The organism is Microbulbifer maximicatervae (SeqCode) (genome assembly GCF_052467305.1).
Map to the genome: position 1 here is coordinate 3,787,454 of NZ_CP174306.1, position 16,110 is coordinate 3,803,563.

The 16,110-nt window shown below is 47.4% G+C and carries 17 protein-coding genes and 1 tRNA gene; 4 read left to right on the forward strand and 14 right to left on the reverse strand.

Annotated elements, in window-relative coordinates; translation table 11 throughout:
* Positions 1-260 precede the first annotated feature (260 nt).
* The 3 genes from ACJJI4_RS16545 to ACJJI4_RS16555 all read right to left on the reverse strand — a co-directional run bounded on the left by ACJJI4_RS16545 (position 261) and on the right by ACJJI4_RS16555 (position 2,085).
* The gene (locus ACJJI4_RS16545; protein WP_444925828.1) at positions 261-512 is read right to left on the reverse strand and encodes a hypothetical protein; all 252 of its coding nucleotides are present in this window, start codon (positions 510-512) and stop codon (positions 261-263) included.
* Between the two features lie 67 nt (positions 513-579).
* A protein-coding gene (locus ACJJI4_RS16550) for an IS3 family transposase (RefSeq protein WP_444925492.1) occupies positions 580-1,742 on the reverse strand; the annotation gives its coding sequence in 2 pieces (ribosomal slippage) (positions 580-1,484 and positions 1,484-1,742; 1,164 coding nt in all).
* A 28-nt stretch (positions 1,743-1,770) separates the two neighbouring features.
* Positions 1,771-2,085, reverse strand: coding sequence for a hypothetical protein (locus tag ACJJI4_RS16555; protein WP_444925829.1), 315 nt, complete (start codon positions 2,083-2,085; stop codon positions 1,771-1,773).
* 859 nt (positions 2,086-2,944) lie between these two features.
* Here ACJJI4_RS16555 and ACJJI4_RS16560 point away from each other — a divergent pair.
* From ACJJI4_RS16560 to ACJJI4_RS16570, 3 genes are all read left to right on the forward strand, one after another.
* On the forward strand, positions 2,945-3,070 hold the full coding sequence (locus ACJJI4_RS16560) for a hypothetical protein (protein WP_444925830.1): 126 nt from the start codon (positions 2,945-2,947) through the stop codon (positions 3,068-3,070).
* Between the two features lie 835 nt (positions 3,071-3,905).
* Positions 3,906-6,542 (forward strand): S8 family serine peptidase, encoded by a 2,637-nt coding sequence (locus ACJJI4_RS16565; protein ID WP_444925831.1) that lies wholly within the window; start codon positions 3,906-3,908, stop codon positions 6,540-6,542.
* 13 nt (positions 6,543-6,555) lie between these two features.
* Positions 6,556-7,095 carry a serine protease external chaperone gene (locus ACJJI4_RS16570; protein WP_444918128.1) on the forward strand — a complete coding sequence of 180 codons (540 nt, stop codon included), beginning with the start codon at positions 6,556-6,558 and terminating at the stop codon, positions 7,093-7,095.
* A gap of 448 nt (positions 7,096-7,543) precedes the next feature.
* On the opposite strand, the gene ACJJI4_RS16575 is transcribed toward ACJJI4_RS16570, so the two are convergent.
* From ACJJI4_RS16575 to rlmE, 10 genes are all read right to left on the reverse strand, one after another.
* Positions 7,544-7,900, reverse strand: coding sequence for a tyrosine-type recombinase/integrase (locus ACJJI4_RS16575; RefSeq protein ID WP_444925832.1), 357 nt, complete (start codon positions 7,898-7,900; stop codon positions 7,544-7,546).
* Positions 7,885-8,313 carry a tyrosine-type recombinase/integrase gene (locus tag ACJJI4_RS16580; protein WP_444928241.1) on the reverse strand — a complete coding sequence of 143 codons (429 nt, stop codon included), beginning with the start codon at positions 8,311-8,313 and terminating at the stop codon, positions 7,885-7,887. The genes ACJJI4_RS16575 and ACJJI4_RS16580 overlap by 16 nt, the downstream gene beginning before the upstream one ends.
* Complete coding sequence (locus ACJJI4_RS16585) at positions 8,314-8,532, reverse strand: Arm DNA-binding domain-containing protein (protein ID WP_444925833.1); 219 nt, start codon at positions 8,530-8,532, stop codon at positions 8,314-8,316.
* Between the two features lie 156 nt (positions 8,533-8,688).
* A tRNA-Leu gene (locus tag ACJJI4_RS16590) sits at positions 8,689-8,774 on the reverse strand.
* 9 nt (positions 8,775-8,783) lie between these two features.
* Positions 8,784-9,218, reverse strand: a complete 435-nt coding sequence (secG, locus tag ACJJI4_RS16595; protein WP_413663227.1) for a preprotein translocase subunit SecG — start codon at positions 9,216-9,218, stop codon at positions 8,784-8,786.
* Positions 9,219-9,288: 70 nt separating this feature from the next.
* Positions 9,289-10,023 carry a triose-phosphate isomerase gene (gene tpiA / locus ACJJI4_RS16600; protein WP_444925834.1) on the reverse strand — a complete coding sequence of 245 codons (735 nt, stop codon included), beginning with the start codon at positions 10,021-10,023 and terminating at the stop codon, positions 9,289-9,291.
* Positions 10,024-10,142: 119 nt separating this feature from the next.
* Complete coding sequence (glmM, locus tag ACJJI4_RS16605) at positions 10,143-11,495, reverse strand: phosphoglucosamine mutase (RefSeq protein WP_444896165.1); 1,353 nt, start codon at positions 11,493-11,495, stop codon at positions 10,143-10,145.
* A gap of 94 nt (positions 11,496-11,589) precedes the next feature.
* Positions 11,590-12,435 (reverse strand): dihydropteroate synthase, encoded by an 846-nt coding sequence (gene folP, locus ACJJI4_RS16610; RefSeq protein WP_444925835.1) that lies wholly within the window; start codon positions 12,433-12,435, stop codon positions 11,590-11,592.
* A gap of 91 nt (positions 12,436-12,526) precedes the next feature.
* The gene (gene ftsH, locus ACJJI4_RS16615) at positions 12,527-14,446 is read right to left on the reverse strand and encodes an ATP-dependent zinc metalloprotease FtsH (protein WP_444896163.1); all 1,920 of its coding nucleotides are present in this window, start codon (positions 14,444-14,446) and stop codon (positions 12,527-12,529) included.
* A 187-nt stretch (positions 14,447-14,633) separates the two neighbouring features.
* On the reverse strand, positions 14,634-15,254 hold the full coding sequence (gene rlmE, locus ACJJI4_RS16620) for a 23S rRNA (uridine(2552)-2'-O)-methyltransferase RlmE (RefSeq protein WP_108734402.1): 621 nt from the start codon (positions 15,252-15,254) through the stop codon (positions 14,634-14,636).
* Positions 15,255-15,397: 143 nt separating this feature from the next.
* Here rlmE and yhbY point away from each other — a divergent pair, with 143 nt between their 5' ends.
* On the forward strand, positions 15,398-15,700 hold the full coding sequence (gene yhbY, locus ACJJI4_RS16625) for a ribosome assembly RNA-binding protein YhbY (protein WP_108734403.1): 303 nt from the start codon (positions 15,398-15,400) through the stop codon (positions 15,698-15,700).
* Between the two features lie 34 nt (positions 15,701-15,734).
* Here yhbY and ACJJI4_RS16630 read toward each other — a convergent pair whose 3' ends face one another.
* Positions 15,735-16,109, reverse strand: coding sequence for a hypothetical protein (locus ACJJI4_RS16630; RefSeq protein WP_444925836.1), 375 nt, complete (start codon positions 16,107-16,109; stop codon positions 15,735-15,737).
* Between the last annotated feature and the right edge of the window lies 1 nt (position 16,110).

The window sequence follows — 16,110 nt, forward strand, 5'->3', positions numbered from 1 at the left end:
GGTATCCAGCTCAATATAAGTTCATCACTTTTAACCGGCCGGTAGCTATCGGCACTGAATCGCCACTACTAAGCCGTTCAACCCTTACCGACTTCAGATAAAAGAAAAGTCTTTATTAACTGCTTCTGACTCTGCTACAGAGCTGACATCATTTCTATTAGGTGTGCGGTGATCCACTACTTTTGATTGTATGGATATACTAGATTGGAGTTCGACTGTGAAAGTGCCGGCAATTATTACCGACACTTTCATACTATTAACTAGAAAATTTCGTAGGTGAAAACTTTTAAATTTACATCTTCAATAGCCTCTAAATCACCCTGAATATCAACCGTCAAGGTATCGCACATATCCGCGGCAATTGAACCATTATCTATCGTTAAGACTACTTCATTGCGAAAATCTGAAATGGGCACATTCGTATAAATATTTTTATCGTCCCTATCAACCCCTATTGCAGTTTGAGTACCATCTTTGGCAACACAACTTGCCGTGATCGAAACGTCATACACATAGTCAAAAATTCTAGAATGATTTCTAGTGTAGCAATGATCCTACCCACCAACAACGGACACACCACTAAGCGACTAGTTGTTCCTCAAACGCCTCAGGGCTGAGATAGCCATTGGCGCTGTGTAAGCGATTTCGATTGTAGTCTATTTCTATATACTCAAATACGGTTTCCCGCATGAGGCACCTTGTAGGAAAGCGGTTACCATGGATTACTTCTACCTTAAGTGAGTGGAAGAACGTTTCTGCGCAGGCGTTATCATAGCAGTTACCTTTGGCGCTCATGCTGCACCGCAGATCATAAGCTGTAATTAAAGATTGATAATCTGTAGAGCAATATTGGCTTCCCCTGTCAGTATGCACGATAACATTTGTAGGTTTCTTACGTCGCCATAAAGCCATTTGAAGGGCGTCACAGACCAATGTAGCTGTCATCGTTTCTGACATCGCCCAACCAATAACCAGCCGACTATATAGGTCTATCACTACAGCCAGATATAACCAACCCTCTTCTGTTCGTAGGTAGGTAATATCCCCGACCCATTTCTGATTCGGCGCTTCAGTATTGAAGTTCTGCTCGAGCAGATTTGGGGCCACTGGCAGACCATGTTTTGAGTAGGTTGTGGCTTTATATCTCTTGGCGGCTTTAGCCCGTAGGCCCTGTCGACGCATGCTGGCAGCAACTGTTTTTTGATTATATTTACTCCCCTCACTGGCCAATTCCCTCGTCAGGCGAGGGGCGCCACTACGTTCTTTACTGGCTATAAAGCGCTGCTGTACCAAACCATCAAGCTCCATTTGGTACTGCTGGCGCTTGGATTGATCGGCCGATCTTGACACCCAATCGTAAAACCCACTGCGAGATACGCTCAATACCTTAGCCATCGCTTTGATGCTGAACTTATGCCTGTGCTTTAGCATGAAGGCGTACCTCATTTCAGGCTCTTTGCAAAGTACGCTGCGGCCTTTTTTAAGATCGCCAGCTCCTCTGCCTGCTCAGCCAGCTGCCGCTTAAGGCGAGCATTCTCTGTGGCCAGCTCTCTCTCGGCATCCCCTCGGCTCTGATGTAACTTAGCCTTGCTTCGCCATCCGTAAATCTGGGAAGGATGTAACCCAAGCTGTTTAGCGGCAACGCTTACCCCTACCTTGACCGCCAGTGCTAGGGCATCTTTTCTATATTCCTCTGAGTATTTTTTACGAGTGGTTTTGGTTGATTTACTTGATCGTGTCATAGGGCACCTCTGCTGCGTAGTTTATCGCTTAAGAGAGTGTCCGTCTTTGGTGGGTAGGATCACAACGCTCTCCCCTATGGGAATAACGACAAACTACATCTGACCTCAACCCTCCCAAACCAGATACAATCGCAGTAATATCGAAACTGATTTCTTGCGCACCATCACTCAAGACATCAATCTCAGCAATTCGCCGAGTATCCGAAGTATAAGAGTACTCAGTAACATTGTGTTTAACGCCGCTAATAAAATTCATTTCTGCAAAAGACTGACTCGCTAACAACAAGACAAACACCGGTAACAACAAGACAAACACCGGTAACATAGACTTCAAAAACTTCATTTTTCATCCTTAAAAAAATAATCATGCAAGCAGTATAAATATCCAATTATTAAGTAGCAAGATAATTCACCAATATAATTAACACTTAAAATATTTCAGGAAAAATTCTGATAAATTTAAAACATTCAGGCTACATTCAGATTAGTCATACCCCACATATCACACCATTTAAAAATATATATTTAAACTTAAATTAACTGCTCATTTAAAACTCCAGCTTCTCTTACCTCACCACAAACCTGCAAAACACAACAATCCCTTCAAACAACAGAAAGCCATTTTCATAAGAACTTAACTTTTATTTTGACCTACACCCATGTTTGAAAAGCAACAATTAATGAAGCAAAGGTAGTATTCATCCGTATCACACATATCGATGACACTTGTATAGACATTCTGATAGATACAAGCCATAAAAAATAGAGTAGCAAACATTCAATTCAGCCAACATATAATTTTCCTGTCTGGCATGGAAACTTCAGTTACTCTTTTAGCTTCCTTGAAGTAATAAGCACTGCAATATCGACTTTGACCTAACTACCTACATATCACAAACCGATTAATCTCAACCCCTCTCGCATCTGCCATTTTTCTTTTGCACCTATTCCAACATCGTTATCCTTCGATCATTTTTCCATAAGCTTCCATACTTACTTAATCTACAGTTGACAAAAAATGGAAAATATCAGCTCTAACTAATCCCTATTTTACAAATGATTAGATGATACGCTTCAGAATTAAATTCGGGTGAACCACCAACTGAAGGAAGTGTAGCTTCCTGAAAGGTGCGGCACTGCCGCCCTACACTATAAAGTCCAAAGAAAACTCATAAAGACAATTATCCATTACTGTCTCAATCATGAGAAAGCGAAAAGGAGAAAAGGAGAAAAGGAGAAAAGGAGAAAAGGAGAAAAGGAGAAAAGGAGAAAAGGAGAAAAGGAGAAAAGGAGAAAAGGAGAAAAGGAGAAAAGGGAATGAAATATAATTGTCGAGCTTGATTATTCTTTTTAAGAAAAATTTGAACAAAAACACTCATAGAGTTAATTTCATATAGCGCATCAGTCATAGCAAGGTCGTAGAGACTGTAATACAAACATATGCACCGAATACGTAACACTCTAAACTACACAACAATCAATTCCCCTGGTGATTAAGAGGAAAGTTAACTGTCTATAGACCAATTAACTTTTAAGGATAAATAAATCAGGAACCTATGGAAACCTACATCATCTAGCTCCATTTGAAAGAAAAATAGCAGAGCCGCATCACTTTCAAAGACAGGTAAAAACCAACAAAGTACTGAAAATCAAACTTCCAATGGACTATTCCGCATTAATTCCAGCCAAAAAAATTTTATATTATTAAATCTCCGCCTGATTTTTTATCGTACAAGAACATTTTATTTATCTTCATAACTCTCACTGGGTAAAATCTGACTGTCGCCCGCTCAAAGCTTCTCACTTCAGACAAACACAGTGAGATAAACAAACAGCCAATCACCCAAGATTATCATTCATATTAGAAAGTTTACGCCCAGCCTGCCTATCCTGACTTTAGCTACTATAACCCTATAACTGTACTGAATAGGTACTCTCCCCATAAGCACCAACTGACGCTTGCAGACCGTGTATAGAACCAACAGTCGTTCATAAAGACCTCTTTAATTCTGTCCGCACTTGACAGTCACACCAAGTCAATAGACCAGATACCAAATCTAAAAACACCACTAAAAGTCAAGTGAGCAAATTTATTTGACCAGGTGCCAACGAGCTGACTTATAATCGCCTTGCTCAATAAGTATTAAAATATAGGGAATTTAAATGAATAAAAAAATATTTCAATTTTCTGCTATTCATGCAGCCATTTTATTAACTTTGTCGGGTTGCGGTAGTGATAGTAGTTCTTCTGGGGCCACTCCAACGCCTGAACCGGCCGACATCCCACCAACTGCTAGCACAGTTACTATAGAGGGTGTAAAACAGTCTGTTCCTGTATCAGGGATACTATTGGGCAATGATGAGGATGGAGACACCCTGACATATAGCTTTTCTGGTGATGATGGGACTATTGACCCAGTTGATGGTGTTTATACGTTCTCCCACGGTCAGCTAACGTTAAGCGGTGATCAGTTCGAATATACATCAGCTTCTGGAGAAGATGCCTCCATCACCTATACCGTAACCGCTAACGGTGCTTCAGCATCTTCAACTATTGAAATCATTGCAGATATACCCCCAACTGCTGTCGATGTAACTGTAGATGGAGCCAAACAATGGATTCCAATATCTGGAGAATTGCAGGGCAACGACCAGGATGGCGACGCTTTAACGTATAGTTTTTCTGAAAATGAAGCAGCTGTAAATCCAGTAGATGATATATATACATTTAGTCACGGTGAACTAACCTTAAATGAAAATCAGTTCGAGTACACCTCATTCTCAGGGGAAAACGCTTCCATTTCTTATACAGTAACAGCGAATGATTCATCTGCATCTGCAGTAATCGAAATTATCAATGTTGCAAGTGATCCTTTAGCTTATCAGCAATGGCACTTACGCAATACTGGTCAAAGAGCTTTCGCACTGAGTGATTCGGTACCACAAGGGATGGTTGATATAGGTTTCTATACATCCGAATATGCCAGCGAAAAATATGAAACCCATTTAGCAGAAGAGCTTATTGCTGGCGAAGATATGAATGTAGCCGCTTCTTTTGCTCAAGGCGTGACTGGTACGGGTGTTACAGCAGTTGTTGTAGATTCAGGCTTAGAAATTCGTCATGAAGACTTGATAGACAATGTACTAGTAAATCGTTCCCTCAACTTATCCGAATTAGCATCTGACAGAACAGATCCAACAAGCCTTTCTAATAGTGGCGATCATGGAACTAGTGTCGCAGGGTTAATTGCAGCTAAAGGCTGGAACAATATTGGTACCCGTGGTGTAGCCCCAGATACAGGGCTCATCGGTATGAATTATTTAGGTGATGAGACAATAGAACAAACAGAGCTATTAATTCATGGCTTTCCTGGAAGTGGTATTTCTACCGATGAAGAAATTTCAGCATTCAACCGCAGTTACGGCATTACATGGCCCGGCTCTATAGGTTACTCATATTTGGATGAAGCTATTGAATCTTACCCCAACCTTGTGCTTCGAAATGGTAAAGGCGCCTTAAATATAAAATCTAACGGTAATGGTTTTGAGGGCGGTAGTCGTGATGGTTATTTATGTGAAGTTAATGGTGCTGTTGCATTAGGCCTAACTTGTCATAACGCAGCGTTTGAATCCAGTCAGGCACACCCATATTACCTGGGTATTGCAGCAGTGAATGCTAATGGCAAACATACCAGCTACTCAACGGCCGGTGCAAGCACTATGGTCTCAGCCCCAGCGGGAGAGTATGGGCGATGGGCTCCAGCGATGGTAACCACAGACCAAATGACCTGCATTAATGGGTACTCTGGTTTTAATGGCGAAACAATAAGTATTTGGGGAGAAGCGTATGGCCTAGACTTTGTGGCTAGCCAGTTCCCATTCAACTATCCTGGCCATCCGGAGAATACTAGCTGTAACTATACCTCCACCTTTAATGGAACATCTTCTGCAGCACCTAATACATCAGGTGTTGTCTCTCTCATCTTATCTGCAAACCCCGAGTTAACTTGGCGTGATGTTCGGCATATTTTGGCTTCAACAAGCACTTTAATTGATGCTGATAATGAAGCGGTTAAGATAACAATTGGTGAAGACTCCTTTATTGCTCATGACGGCTGGGTTGAAAATGCGGCTGGCTATCAATTTAATAACTTATATGGATTTGGTCGGGTAGATGCCGGTGCTGCAGTAAACATGGCCCTTAATTACTCGGAGGATCTCGGAGAGCAAGTGATCACTGAGTGGCGAGGCCTGGGGTCGACAGCTGGTGAAGCTGCACTTGAAGAAACCATCCCGGATAACAGCGCAAATGGTGTCAGCCTGCAAATTGAAGTAGCTGAAGATATTATTATTGAAGCTATGCAGTTTGAATTCGACATCCGTAATGATGATATGGGCTACCTGTTAAATGAAACCTCATTAAGCTCTGCAGGAAATGACTTGGCACTTGAAGTAATCTCTCCCTCCGGCACCAGAAGTGTCTTATTGTCTTCCAAGCAGGCATTATTGAATCCATCCTGGAGTTCTGCTGATGGTTTTAGCATGGGTTATATCTTAAATGGTGCTGTGTTCCTCTCTAATGCATTTTATGGTGAAAATGCTAAGGGAACCTGGACTTTTAAAGCGCTAGACACTGGTGAAACTAATTTAGAGTTCATAGACACGGAATACCTCTCTACAATTGTTATCAATGAAGAGACTGAGGAGCTACCGACGGGGCTGATAAATAACCCTGTAGAAAGCGTTCTCGAGGGGGTTTCATTAAGAACATTCGGCCGTGCTGCTCAAGCCGCTCAATAAGAAGGATAGTACTATGAAGATTAATAAATTAATTATCTTGACTGCTACAATGTGTATATCTGGTATAGCACAGGCAAATGATATTAAGCAAGGAGCTATCACTGAGAGCAAACAGGTTAAAGCGACACAAGCAAAGGAGAATGCTGAATTTGGTATCTTTAAGATTGAACACTCACTAACAAGGGTTCCTTTATCTCTTGCTGCACCAGAACAAATCATTGCAACCAAAGGTGAAAGCGCCATCGTAGATATTGACACTGATTCCGCAACAGACATTGTCGGAAAAGGTACAATAGTACGGAACATAATAACCAATAAACTAACAACGTTAACCGGCAATGTAACTATTTTATTAAGTAAAAATGTTACTGCATCTGAAGTAGCGGAAGCCACAGGAATGGAAGTAGTATCGGTATTTCCTGGCACTGACATTGCCATATTAAAAGTTAAAGAAGGCAACGATTTGCTGGAAGCATTCAATGCCATGAAGCAGTCGGGCTTAACAATTGAAAGTCGAGTCGAAGTCACTGAAAGCATGCACGAGGCACAATAAATACAACCTATTTCGGTTGCGTTTTATGCCTTAATAAGCAAGAAGCACTACTTATAAAGTAGTGCTTCTTTATTTTTTGCAGCTTAAATACCCTAACGACAAAATAAAAACTCAGGTTTCCAACATTGAACTTTAACGCAGAAAACATACTTTTAAGGTATGAAATCATTGAGTGAAGCCAAGAGATCTATCCCCACTTAAAAGCAAAAAAGCAAACCGTGGTTTTCTTGGGTACTTACTTTGGTATTGCTAATATCGGCTCCCGTACCCGCATCCCAGCGAAGTAAACTTGCCCATCACTGTATCATCTCTTTTCCCTCATCTATTGAACGAATAGGAGTGAGATTCGCTGCTAATTCCTTTCCGTTACCTTTCAATGACATCAGAATCAAAGCAGACCTGATTCAAGGCTGAGGTAGCAGCAATATGGAAATCATAGGGGTTTGCTTTAGTCCCCCCTCTCTTGGGAGCCATCCCAGCCCATTTTAAAATTTGCCCTACGCATAGTGTAATCGGACAACGGCCGAGCCCTTTCCCGCTTAGAGGGGAAAAGCAGAGGATATTGGCCAGTTAAAGACTTCAACTCTTCAAGTGCAGCAAGAGCTTGTGAAGACCGCGGGACACCCATCTTCATTCGCTCAACGGGGATTCGCCAAAGAGAGGATTCAAAGTCGAACTCTTCCCAACGTGCGCAACGCAATTCGCCAGGTCGAACAAAGGTGAATATCAATAACTGAATAGCGAGCTTGGTTAATATCCGCCCTCGCTCCTGATAAAGATCTAACTCTTTCAGAAAGCAGGGCAACTCTTCTCGCGGGAGGGAAGCCCGATGGCTACTTTTCGGCCACGCAAAAAACCCGTTAATTCAATCGCGGAATTATGCGTAAGCTTGCCAACTTGAACCGCATAGCGACAAACGCGGCGAATATCTTGCAAAACCCGTTGCACAACATCCATCGCATCCCGCTCCTCAATATCGCAGACAATGGCTATTACATCTTGGGACTGAAGATCAGCTATGGGCCTTTGGCCAATTCGAGGGAAGGTATTATCTCGTAGCCTAGTCCATACACGGTTGGCATGGTTCTCTGTCCAGGTTCCTTTCTGCTGGTTCCACCACTCTTCAGCAACAACAGCAAAACTCCGGTCAATATTGGATCTGGCTTGGTACTTCTCAACTCTTTTCTGTGCTGAAGGGTCACGATCCTCTGCTAGCAGCTATTTTGCTTCAGCTACTTTTTGCCTCGCCTGTTTGAGACTTACAGAGGGGTAAACGCCCAAGGCCAACGTCTTTTGCTTTCCTTGGAATCGATATTTAAGCCGCCAATACTTGGAGCCAGTAGGTTTGATCAACAGGCGCAGCCCCTGTCCATCCGTAAGCCACTGATCCTTGTCGCTTGGTTTGGCCTGCTTGATTTGAGTATCTGTCAGAGCCATGGTGGTGCTACCAGTTTCTAAATTGAACCGAGGTAGCACCAAATGTAGCACCAGATGGCAATGAACTAGAGCGGAGGGCTGTGTAACCTCCAGATAGCAAAAAGCCCCGATTTACGGGGCTTTCTGGATGATTCCGAACTTCTTCGGATCTTGATGTGGTGCCCAGGGCGGGACTTGAACCCGCACGAGCATAGCTCACTACCCCCTCAAGATAGCGTGTCTACCAATTCCACCACCTGGGCAAAAATCTTTTACTGCTGTTCCTCACTTTCCTGGTTAGCAGCTGGCTCTTCTGAACCGGTGCTGTCTGCAGGAATCTGCGGGATATCGCCAGTTTCCAAATCTGTTTCGAGCTGCGGGATATCGCTGTCGATAGCCGGCAGTTCTTCGGCTGGGCCAATTTGCTGTACCGCTGCTGGAATTTGCGGAAGGTCCGCATCAACATTGGTGCCTGCACCTTGCTTAGCCAGGATGGCCAGGCCGAAACTGGTGACGAAGAATACCGTCGCAAAAATTGCTGTCAAGCGGGAAAAGAAATTTCCGCTACCTTGACTGCCAAAAACTGTCTGAGACGCGCCCGCACCAAAGGAAGCACCGGCTTCGGCACCTTTACCTTGCTGCAACAAAATCAGGCCAATAATGCCTAATGCGGTCAAAACGTGTACAACTAATACCAATTTTTCCATTTTCTGGAAACTCTCTACCGGGGTCTAAACAACCCGTTATTCAGTATTCGCCAACCCGCGTGCTGTCAATTTAAACAGCAGCGCGACAAATCTCAGCAAACTCGCCGGCATCCAGCGAGGCTCCACCCACCAGGGCACCATCAATATCTGCCTGGGCAAAAAGCTCCCTGGCATTTGCGGATTTTACACTACCGCCATATAAAATCTGTACTTCAGCGCCCAAATCTCCCAACTGCGAGCGAATAAATGCATGTACAGCTTGGGCTTCATCAGGAGTAGCAGTTTTTCCGGTGCCAATGGCCCATACCGGCTCATAGGCAATCACGGACTGCTTCCAGCCAGCCGAATCAATGATATCGGCAACCGCTTGAAGTTGTTTTGCAACCACTTCGAGAGTGCGCTCCTGCTCGCGTTCTTCAAGGGTTTCCCCGACGCAAAGTATTGGAGTCAATCCCGCCTCTTGGGCCGCAACAAATTTTTTCGCCACTAACTCACTGGTTTCTCCGTAGAGACTACGGCGCTCAGAATGCCCGACAATAACGTAACGGGTATTCCAATCCAGTAACATGCTAGCGGAAACCTCACCAGTAAACGCCCCTTTGGGCTCCTGGCTAAGGTCCTGGGCACCCAGGCTAAAACCTCCGCTCTTTTCCGCCGCATCAGCCACTAGGCCGAGATATGGAAAAGATGGGCAAACAACAACACCGGACTTCACACCTTCGAGGTTGAGTTCGGTAAAAAAACGTTCGGCAAACTCGCGGCTGCCGTTCATTTTCCAGTTTGCTGCTACTAGCGGTGTTCGCATGTGTGCTCCTTCAAGGGGCGCAAATCTTAGCGACATTGACGCCAACATACAACCAAAATTATACGAGTTTCTTCTACGCCCCAAGAGGACCGATTTACTACGGGTTAAATCGCAGCAGATCAGTTATTTCCAATTCGCTCCACCACGGAGGAAATATCTTTGGCCAGCTGTTCCACCAGGGCGCTGTCGCGGCCTTCAACCATTACCCGGATCAGAGGCTCTGTGCCAGATGGCCGCAGCAGCACACGTCCGCTGTCTGCGAGCTGACGTTCTGCATCGACAACAATGGCCTTAACGTCTGTGTGATCGAGAACACCATCGCGATGAGCCAGTTGCACATTAATCATGTGCTGGGGGAACATTGTCATACGGGATTTAAGCTGATGCAAGGGCTCATCAAATTCACACAGGCTACGCAGTACCTGCAGTGCGGCAATGATACCGTCGCCGGTGGTAGAAGCATCGGCACAGATAATGTGGCCTGACGACTCGCCTCCCAGCTTCCACTGATTAGCTGACATTTTCTCAAGCACATGGCGGTCGCCCACTTTGGCTCTCTCAAACGGAATTTTATTTTCGCGCAGTGCGAGCTCAAAACCGTAATTGCTCATCAAAGTGCCGACAACACCACTGCAACCGCCCAGGAATTTATGCTGGTGCATAGCGATGATATACAGCAGCTGATCGCCATCGACCAATTCCCCATTGGCATCGACGAACAACACCCGATCCCCGTCACCATCAAAGGCTATTCCCAGGTCCGCACCGCGCTTAACCACGGCTCGTTGTAATTGCTGCGGTTTAGTGGAGCCGCAATCAAGATTGATATTGAGTCCATCGGGCCCAGCCCCTATTACGCTGACTTCTGCTCCCAGTTCACGAAATACCATTGGCGCTACGTGATAAGTGGCACCATTTGCGCAGTCGAGAACAATTTTCAGCCCCTCCAAGGAGAAACCCCAGGGCGTGGAAGCCTTGCAGAACTCAATGTAACGCGCGGCTGCATCATCAACACGATAGGCGCGACCGAGATCGTCAGAAGTTTCCATTGGCAGCTCGAGAGCGGCTTCGATCTCCAGCTCAACCTCATCCGGCAACTTGGTACCTTCAGCACTGAAAAACTTGATGCCATTGTCATGGTAAGGGTTATGGGAAGCGCTGATAACAATGCCTGCACCGGCATGGAAAGTCCGGGTCAGGTAGGCAATCGCCGGAGTCGGCATTGGCCCCAACAGGGCGACATCAACACCGGCATTAATCAGACCTGCTTCGAGAGCCGCCTCGAACATATAGCCGGAAACCCTGGTGTCTTTACCAATAAGAATGCGAGGTCGACGGTGATGTTTCTCTTTGAAAGTTCTCCCTAATACCTTGCCCGCAGCGTATCCGAGGCGCAGCATAAAATCGGGAGTAATTGCTCCCGTACCAACGCGACCACGAATACCATCAGTACCAAAATACTTTCTTTCCATAACGCTTCTCAATTGTGTACTTCGCCGCTTTTCTATTCTGTCGGAAAACCACAACAGGACCCTGCGGCTTAAGGTCTCTGTAAGACATCACTCATCAAATTTCGCTGCAAACCAATTGCTGCATGCGCAACACATCCACGGTTTCCGCAACATCGTGGACACGTAAAATTCTTGCGCCCTTTTGCGCAGCCAACATGGCCAGGGCCAGGCTACCGGGGAGTCGGCCATCTACATCTCGATCGAGCAGGCGGCCGATCATCGACTTGCGCGACAAGCCTGCCAGTATGGGCATATCCGCCGGCGCCAGCTGCGACAAATTACGCAACAACGTCAAATTGTGCTCATCGGTTTTGCCAAAGCCAAAACCTGGGTCGAGAATGAGCCGATCCCGTGCCACCCCCAGTTCGATACAGAGATCGACCCGTTTCTGCAGGTACCTGGCGACATCCTCTACAACATCAGTGTAAGACGGATCATCCTGCATAGTGCCGGGCTGACCCTGCATATGCATCAGGCAGATCGCCAAGCCACTCTCGACGGCTGCTTCCAGTGCACCCGGGCGCTCCAGGGCACGAACATCATTGATCAGTCCCGCCCCTACCGCAGCTGACTCACGCATCACTGCCGGAGTACTGGTATCGACAGAGATAATCGCGTCAAAGTTAGCTTTGATTGCCTCCACCACCGGCACTACCCGATCCAGCTCCTGCTGCTCGGTGACCGGCGATGCGCCAGGGCGTGTCGATTCTCCGCCAATATCCAGGACTTTCGCTCCCTCAGAGAGCATCTGTTCTGCTCTTTGCAGAGCCAGGGTCAAGTCCAGGCTACCGGAGGCATAGTAATTACCACCGTCGGAAAAGGAGTCTGGCGTTGTATTCAGAACCCCCATAACCACCGGTTGGGAGAGGTCTAAGGTGTGGTTACCACAGATAATTTTCATTGGCTGAAATAAAAAAATGCCGGATCGGAACAGGCTATCGCCCTATCCCCAACCCGGCATTTGGTTTTGTCCAGTTAGTCGCTTCGGAGAATCAGTGGCCGTTTAATGGGCCGCCGACGGTATTGCTCTTATCCGCCTCAGTTGAGGCCTCTGTGGTTTCAGTATCCTGGGTCGGGCTGTTTCCACCAGAACCGAAGTTATTGTCTTCCCAGTCCCTTGGTGCGCGAACTTTGCGGCGAGCCATAAGATCGTCCACCTGCTCCGCATCCAGGGTTTCATATTCCATCAGCGCATCTTTCATCGCTTCAAGAATATCGCGGTTATCTTCCAGCAGCTTTTGTGCTCGCTCGTAGCAGACATCGATAATACGGCGCACCTCCACATCAATTTCATTGGAAGTCTTGCCGGAAACTGGATTGCCCTGACCGGGCTGGCCACTTTCATCTTCGCCGTAATGCAATGGGCCGAGCTTTTCGGACAAGCCCCACTTGGTCACCATACTGCGCGCCAAGTCAGTGGCCCGTTCAATGTCGTTGGAAGCGCCGGTAGTAACACCGTCGATACCCAGGGTCATTTCCTCGGCAATACGGCCGCCAAACAGGGAGCACAGTTGCGATTCAATCGCGCGCTTGGACAGGCTGTACTTGTCTTCCTCAGGCAGGAACTGGGTGACGCCCAGAGCGCGGCCACGGGGAATAATAGTTACTTTGTGTACCGGGTCATGCTCGGGTACCAGTCGACCAATAATGGCGTGACCGGCCTCGTGGTAAGCGGTATTCACCTTTTCCTTTTCATTCATCACCATGGACTTGCGCTCGGCACCCATCATGATCTTGTCACGGGCGCGCTCAAACTCTTCCATGGTTACGGTGCGTCTATTGGCCCGCGCAGCAAATAGGGCGGCTTCGTTGACCAGGTTAGCCAGATCGGCACCGGAGAAACCAGGGGTTCCACGGGCAATAGTTTGCGGATTCACCTTGTCGTCCATAGGCACTTTACGCATATGAACCTTGAGGATTTGTTCGCGGCCACGAATATCCGGCAGCCCAACAAATACCTGGCGGTCAAAGCGACCCGGGCGCAACAGGGCGTGGTCCAGTACATCCGGGCGGTTGGTCGCTGCAATTACGATCACACCCTCATTACCTTCGAAACCATCCATCTCAACCAGCAACTGGTTCAGGGTCTGCTCGCGCTCATCGTGACCGCCGCCAACGCCGGCTCCACGGTGACGGCCAACAGCGTCAATCTCGTCGATAAAGATGATGCAGGGAGCCTGCTTCTTGGCTTGGTCAAACATATCCCGCACCCGGGAAGCGCCCACACCAACGAACATCTCAACAAAGTCAGAACCGGAGATGGAGAAGAAAGGTACTTTTGCTTCGCCGGCAATTGCTTTGGCAAGCAGGGTCTTACCGGTACCGGGAGGGCCACACATCAGTACGCCACGGGGGATATTGCCACCCAGTCGCTGGAACTTGGTGGGATCGCGCAGGAACTCGACCAGCTCCTGTACCTCTTCCTTAGCTTCATCTACTCCGGCAACGTCGGAAAAAGTTGTCTTGATCTGGTCTTCGCCCAGCAGGCGCGCCTTACTCTTACCAAATGCCATAGGACCTGAGCGACCGCCGGCTCCGCCCTGCATTTGGCGCATAAAGAACATAAACACAGCGATAATAATCAGGATCGGGAAGCTGGCTACCAGAAGCTGCTGCCAGATACTCGGTGACTCAGGCTCGCGACCAACGAATTGCACATTGCTGCGAACCAGCTCATTGGTGAGTTCATCGTCGATAATCTGTGGCTGGATAGTCTTGAAGCGGCTGCCATCGGCTTTTTCGCCGGTGATCACCAGACCGTCTACGATCACGTTCTTAACTTGGCCCGACTGCACATCCTGAACAAAGTCGGAGTAACTGAGAGCCTCATCCCGTGACTGCGGTTTAAAGTTTTGAAAAACCATCAGCAGTACCGCTGCGATGATCAACCACAGTACCAGGTTCTTTGCCATATCATTCAAAGGGATAGCCCTCTCGCTTTCGCAATCAAAATCCGTTCATTCCGGCAATGCCGGCCACATCAATACCGGATAAAACCAGTATAGGTGCGGGGGGTCAACAGCCTTCGCCCCCGATACAGGTATCGCTTATACCATATGGGGAGTCAGACTAGAAATACGCCGATGTTCTCAGTCGCTCTCAGCCCTTAAATCCTCGCGCCACCACGTATACTTCACGTGAACGGGGGCGGGAAGCACCAGGTTTGCGAGTTACGACACTGTTGTAGCTCCCACGCAAGTCGCGGATCAACTCGTCGAAACCCTCTCCCTGGAATACCTTTGCAACAAATGCACCACCGGGCTTAAGTACCTGCCGGGCCATATCGACCGCCAGTTCCACCAAATACATGGAGGCGGGCTGATCAACATCGCGTATCCCACTCATATTGGGGGCCATATCGGAAATCACAAGGTCTGCCAGTTCATCGCCCATGCGCTGTAACAGTTCACTGAGCACCGACTCCTCGGTAAAGTCCCCCTGGACAAAGTCCACACCGGCCAGCGGGTCCATCGGCAATATATCTGACGCCAAAACCTTGCCTTTGTGCCCTACCAACTCCATCGCTACCTGGGACCAGCCCCCTGGAGCCGCACCCAGGTCGACAACAGTCATTCCCGGCTTGAATAAGCGGTCCTTATTTTGCAGCTCCTGCAGCTTGTAGCTGGCACGGGAGCGGTAGCCCTCTTTTTGGGACTGTTTGACGTAATGGTCATTAAAATGTTCACGCAGCCAACGGTGGCTGCTCTTAGATCGGCCCATCGGGTACAATGCCTACAATCACTACAGCTTAATTGTAAGAGCGGCCACTGGCCGCGATCGGGTCCGCCGAACAAACGCTGGCGACGATCGCGGTCTGTGGCCGCTCCCACATCGAATTCCACAAAGTGGTAATGGAGTATTGTATGCCTTTAACCGCCGACCGCAAAAAAGCTCTTCGCTCTCTGGGTCACAATCTGAAACCTGTCGTGACCGTAGCCGGCAATGGGCTGAGCGAGGGGGTGATGGAAGAACTGAACCGGGCACTCGAAGACCACGAGCTGATCAAGGTCAAACTGATGATCGCCGACCGGGAAGTACGCCACCAAATCGTTGGTGAGCTTTGCGAAAAATCCTCATCCGAGTTGGTACAGGAAATTGGCAAGATTGCCCTGATTTTCCGCGCAGCGCAGAAGCCGGATATTCGCAAGTCCAACCTGCTGCGTTAAACAAAAAGGGGAGCTAATGCTCCCCTTTCTTTTCTCAACCAGTGGAAACTGGCTTACACATCACAGGCAACTCCCAGGATTCTCCATTGGACAGTCGCCTCAACCAGCATTTCTCACCATTGCCGACTAATTGAAACTTGATCGGCCGCCCCATATCCCGGCCAATCAGAGCCATCTTTTTGGGATCATTCTCAATCACCAAAATAGTATCGTCCACAAACACCCTCGGGCCCAGGGTCACATTAACCCCGCCCAGCGCTTGCGAAACTGCCACCTGCAACTTGCCCTGAATCTCCGGGCTCGTTTCCTGTAACAGTGCCGGTTGTGCAGTTTCAATATTTTGCTGGGAGGAGCAGCCAAGACACACTAATGCAAAACCACAAAGTTTAGTCAAAGCTGCCTTTTTCATT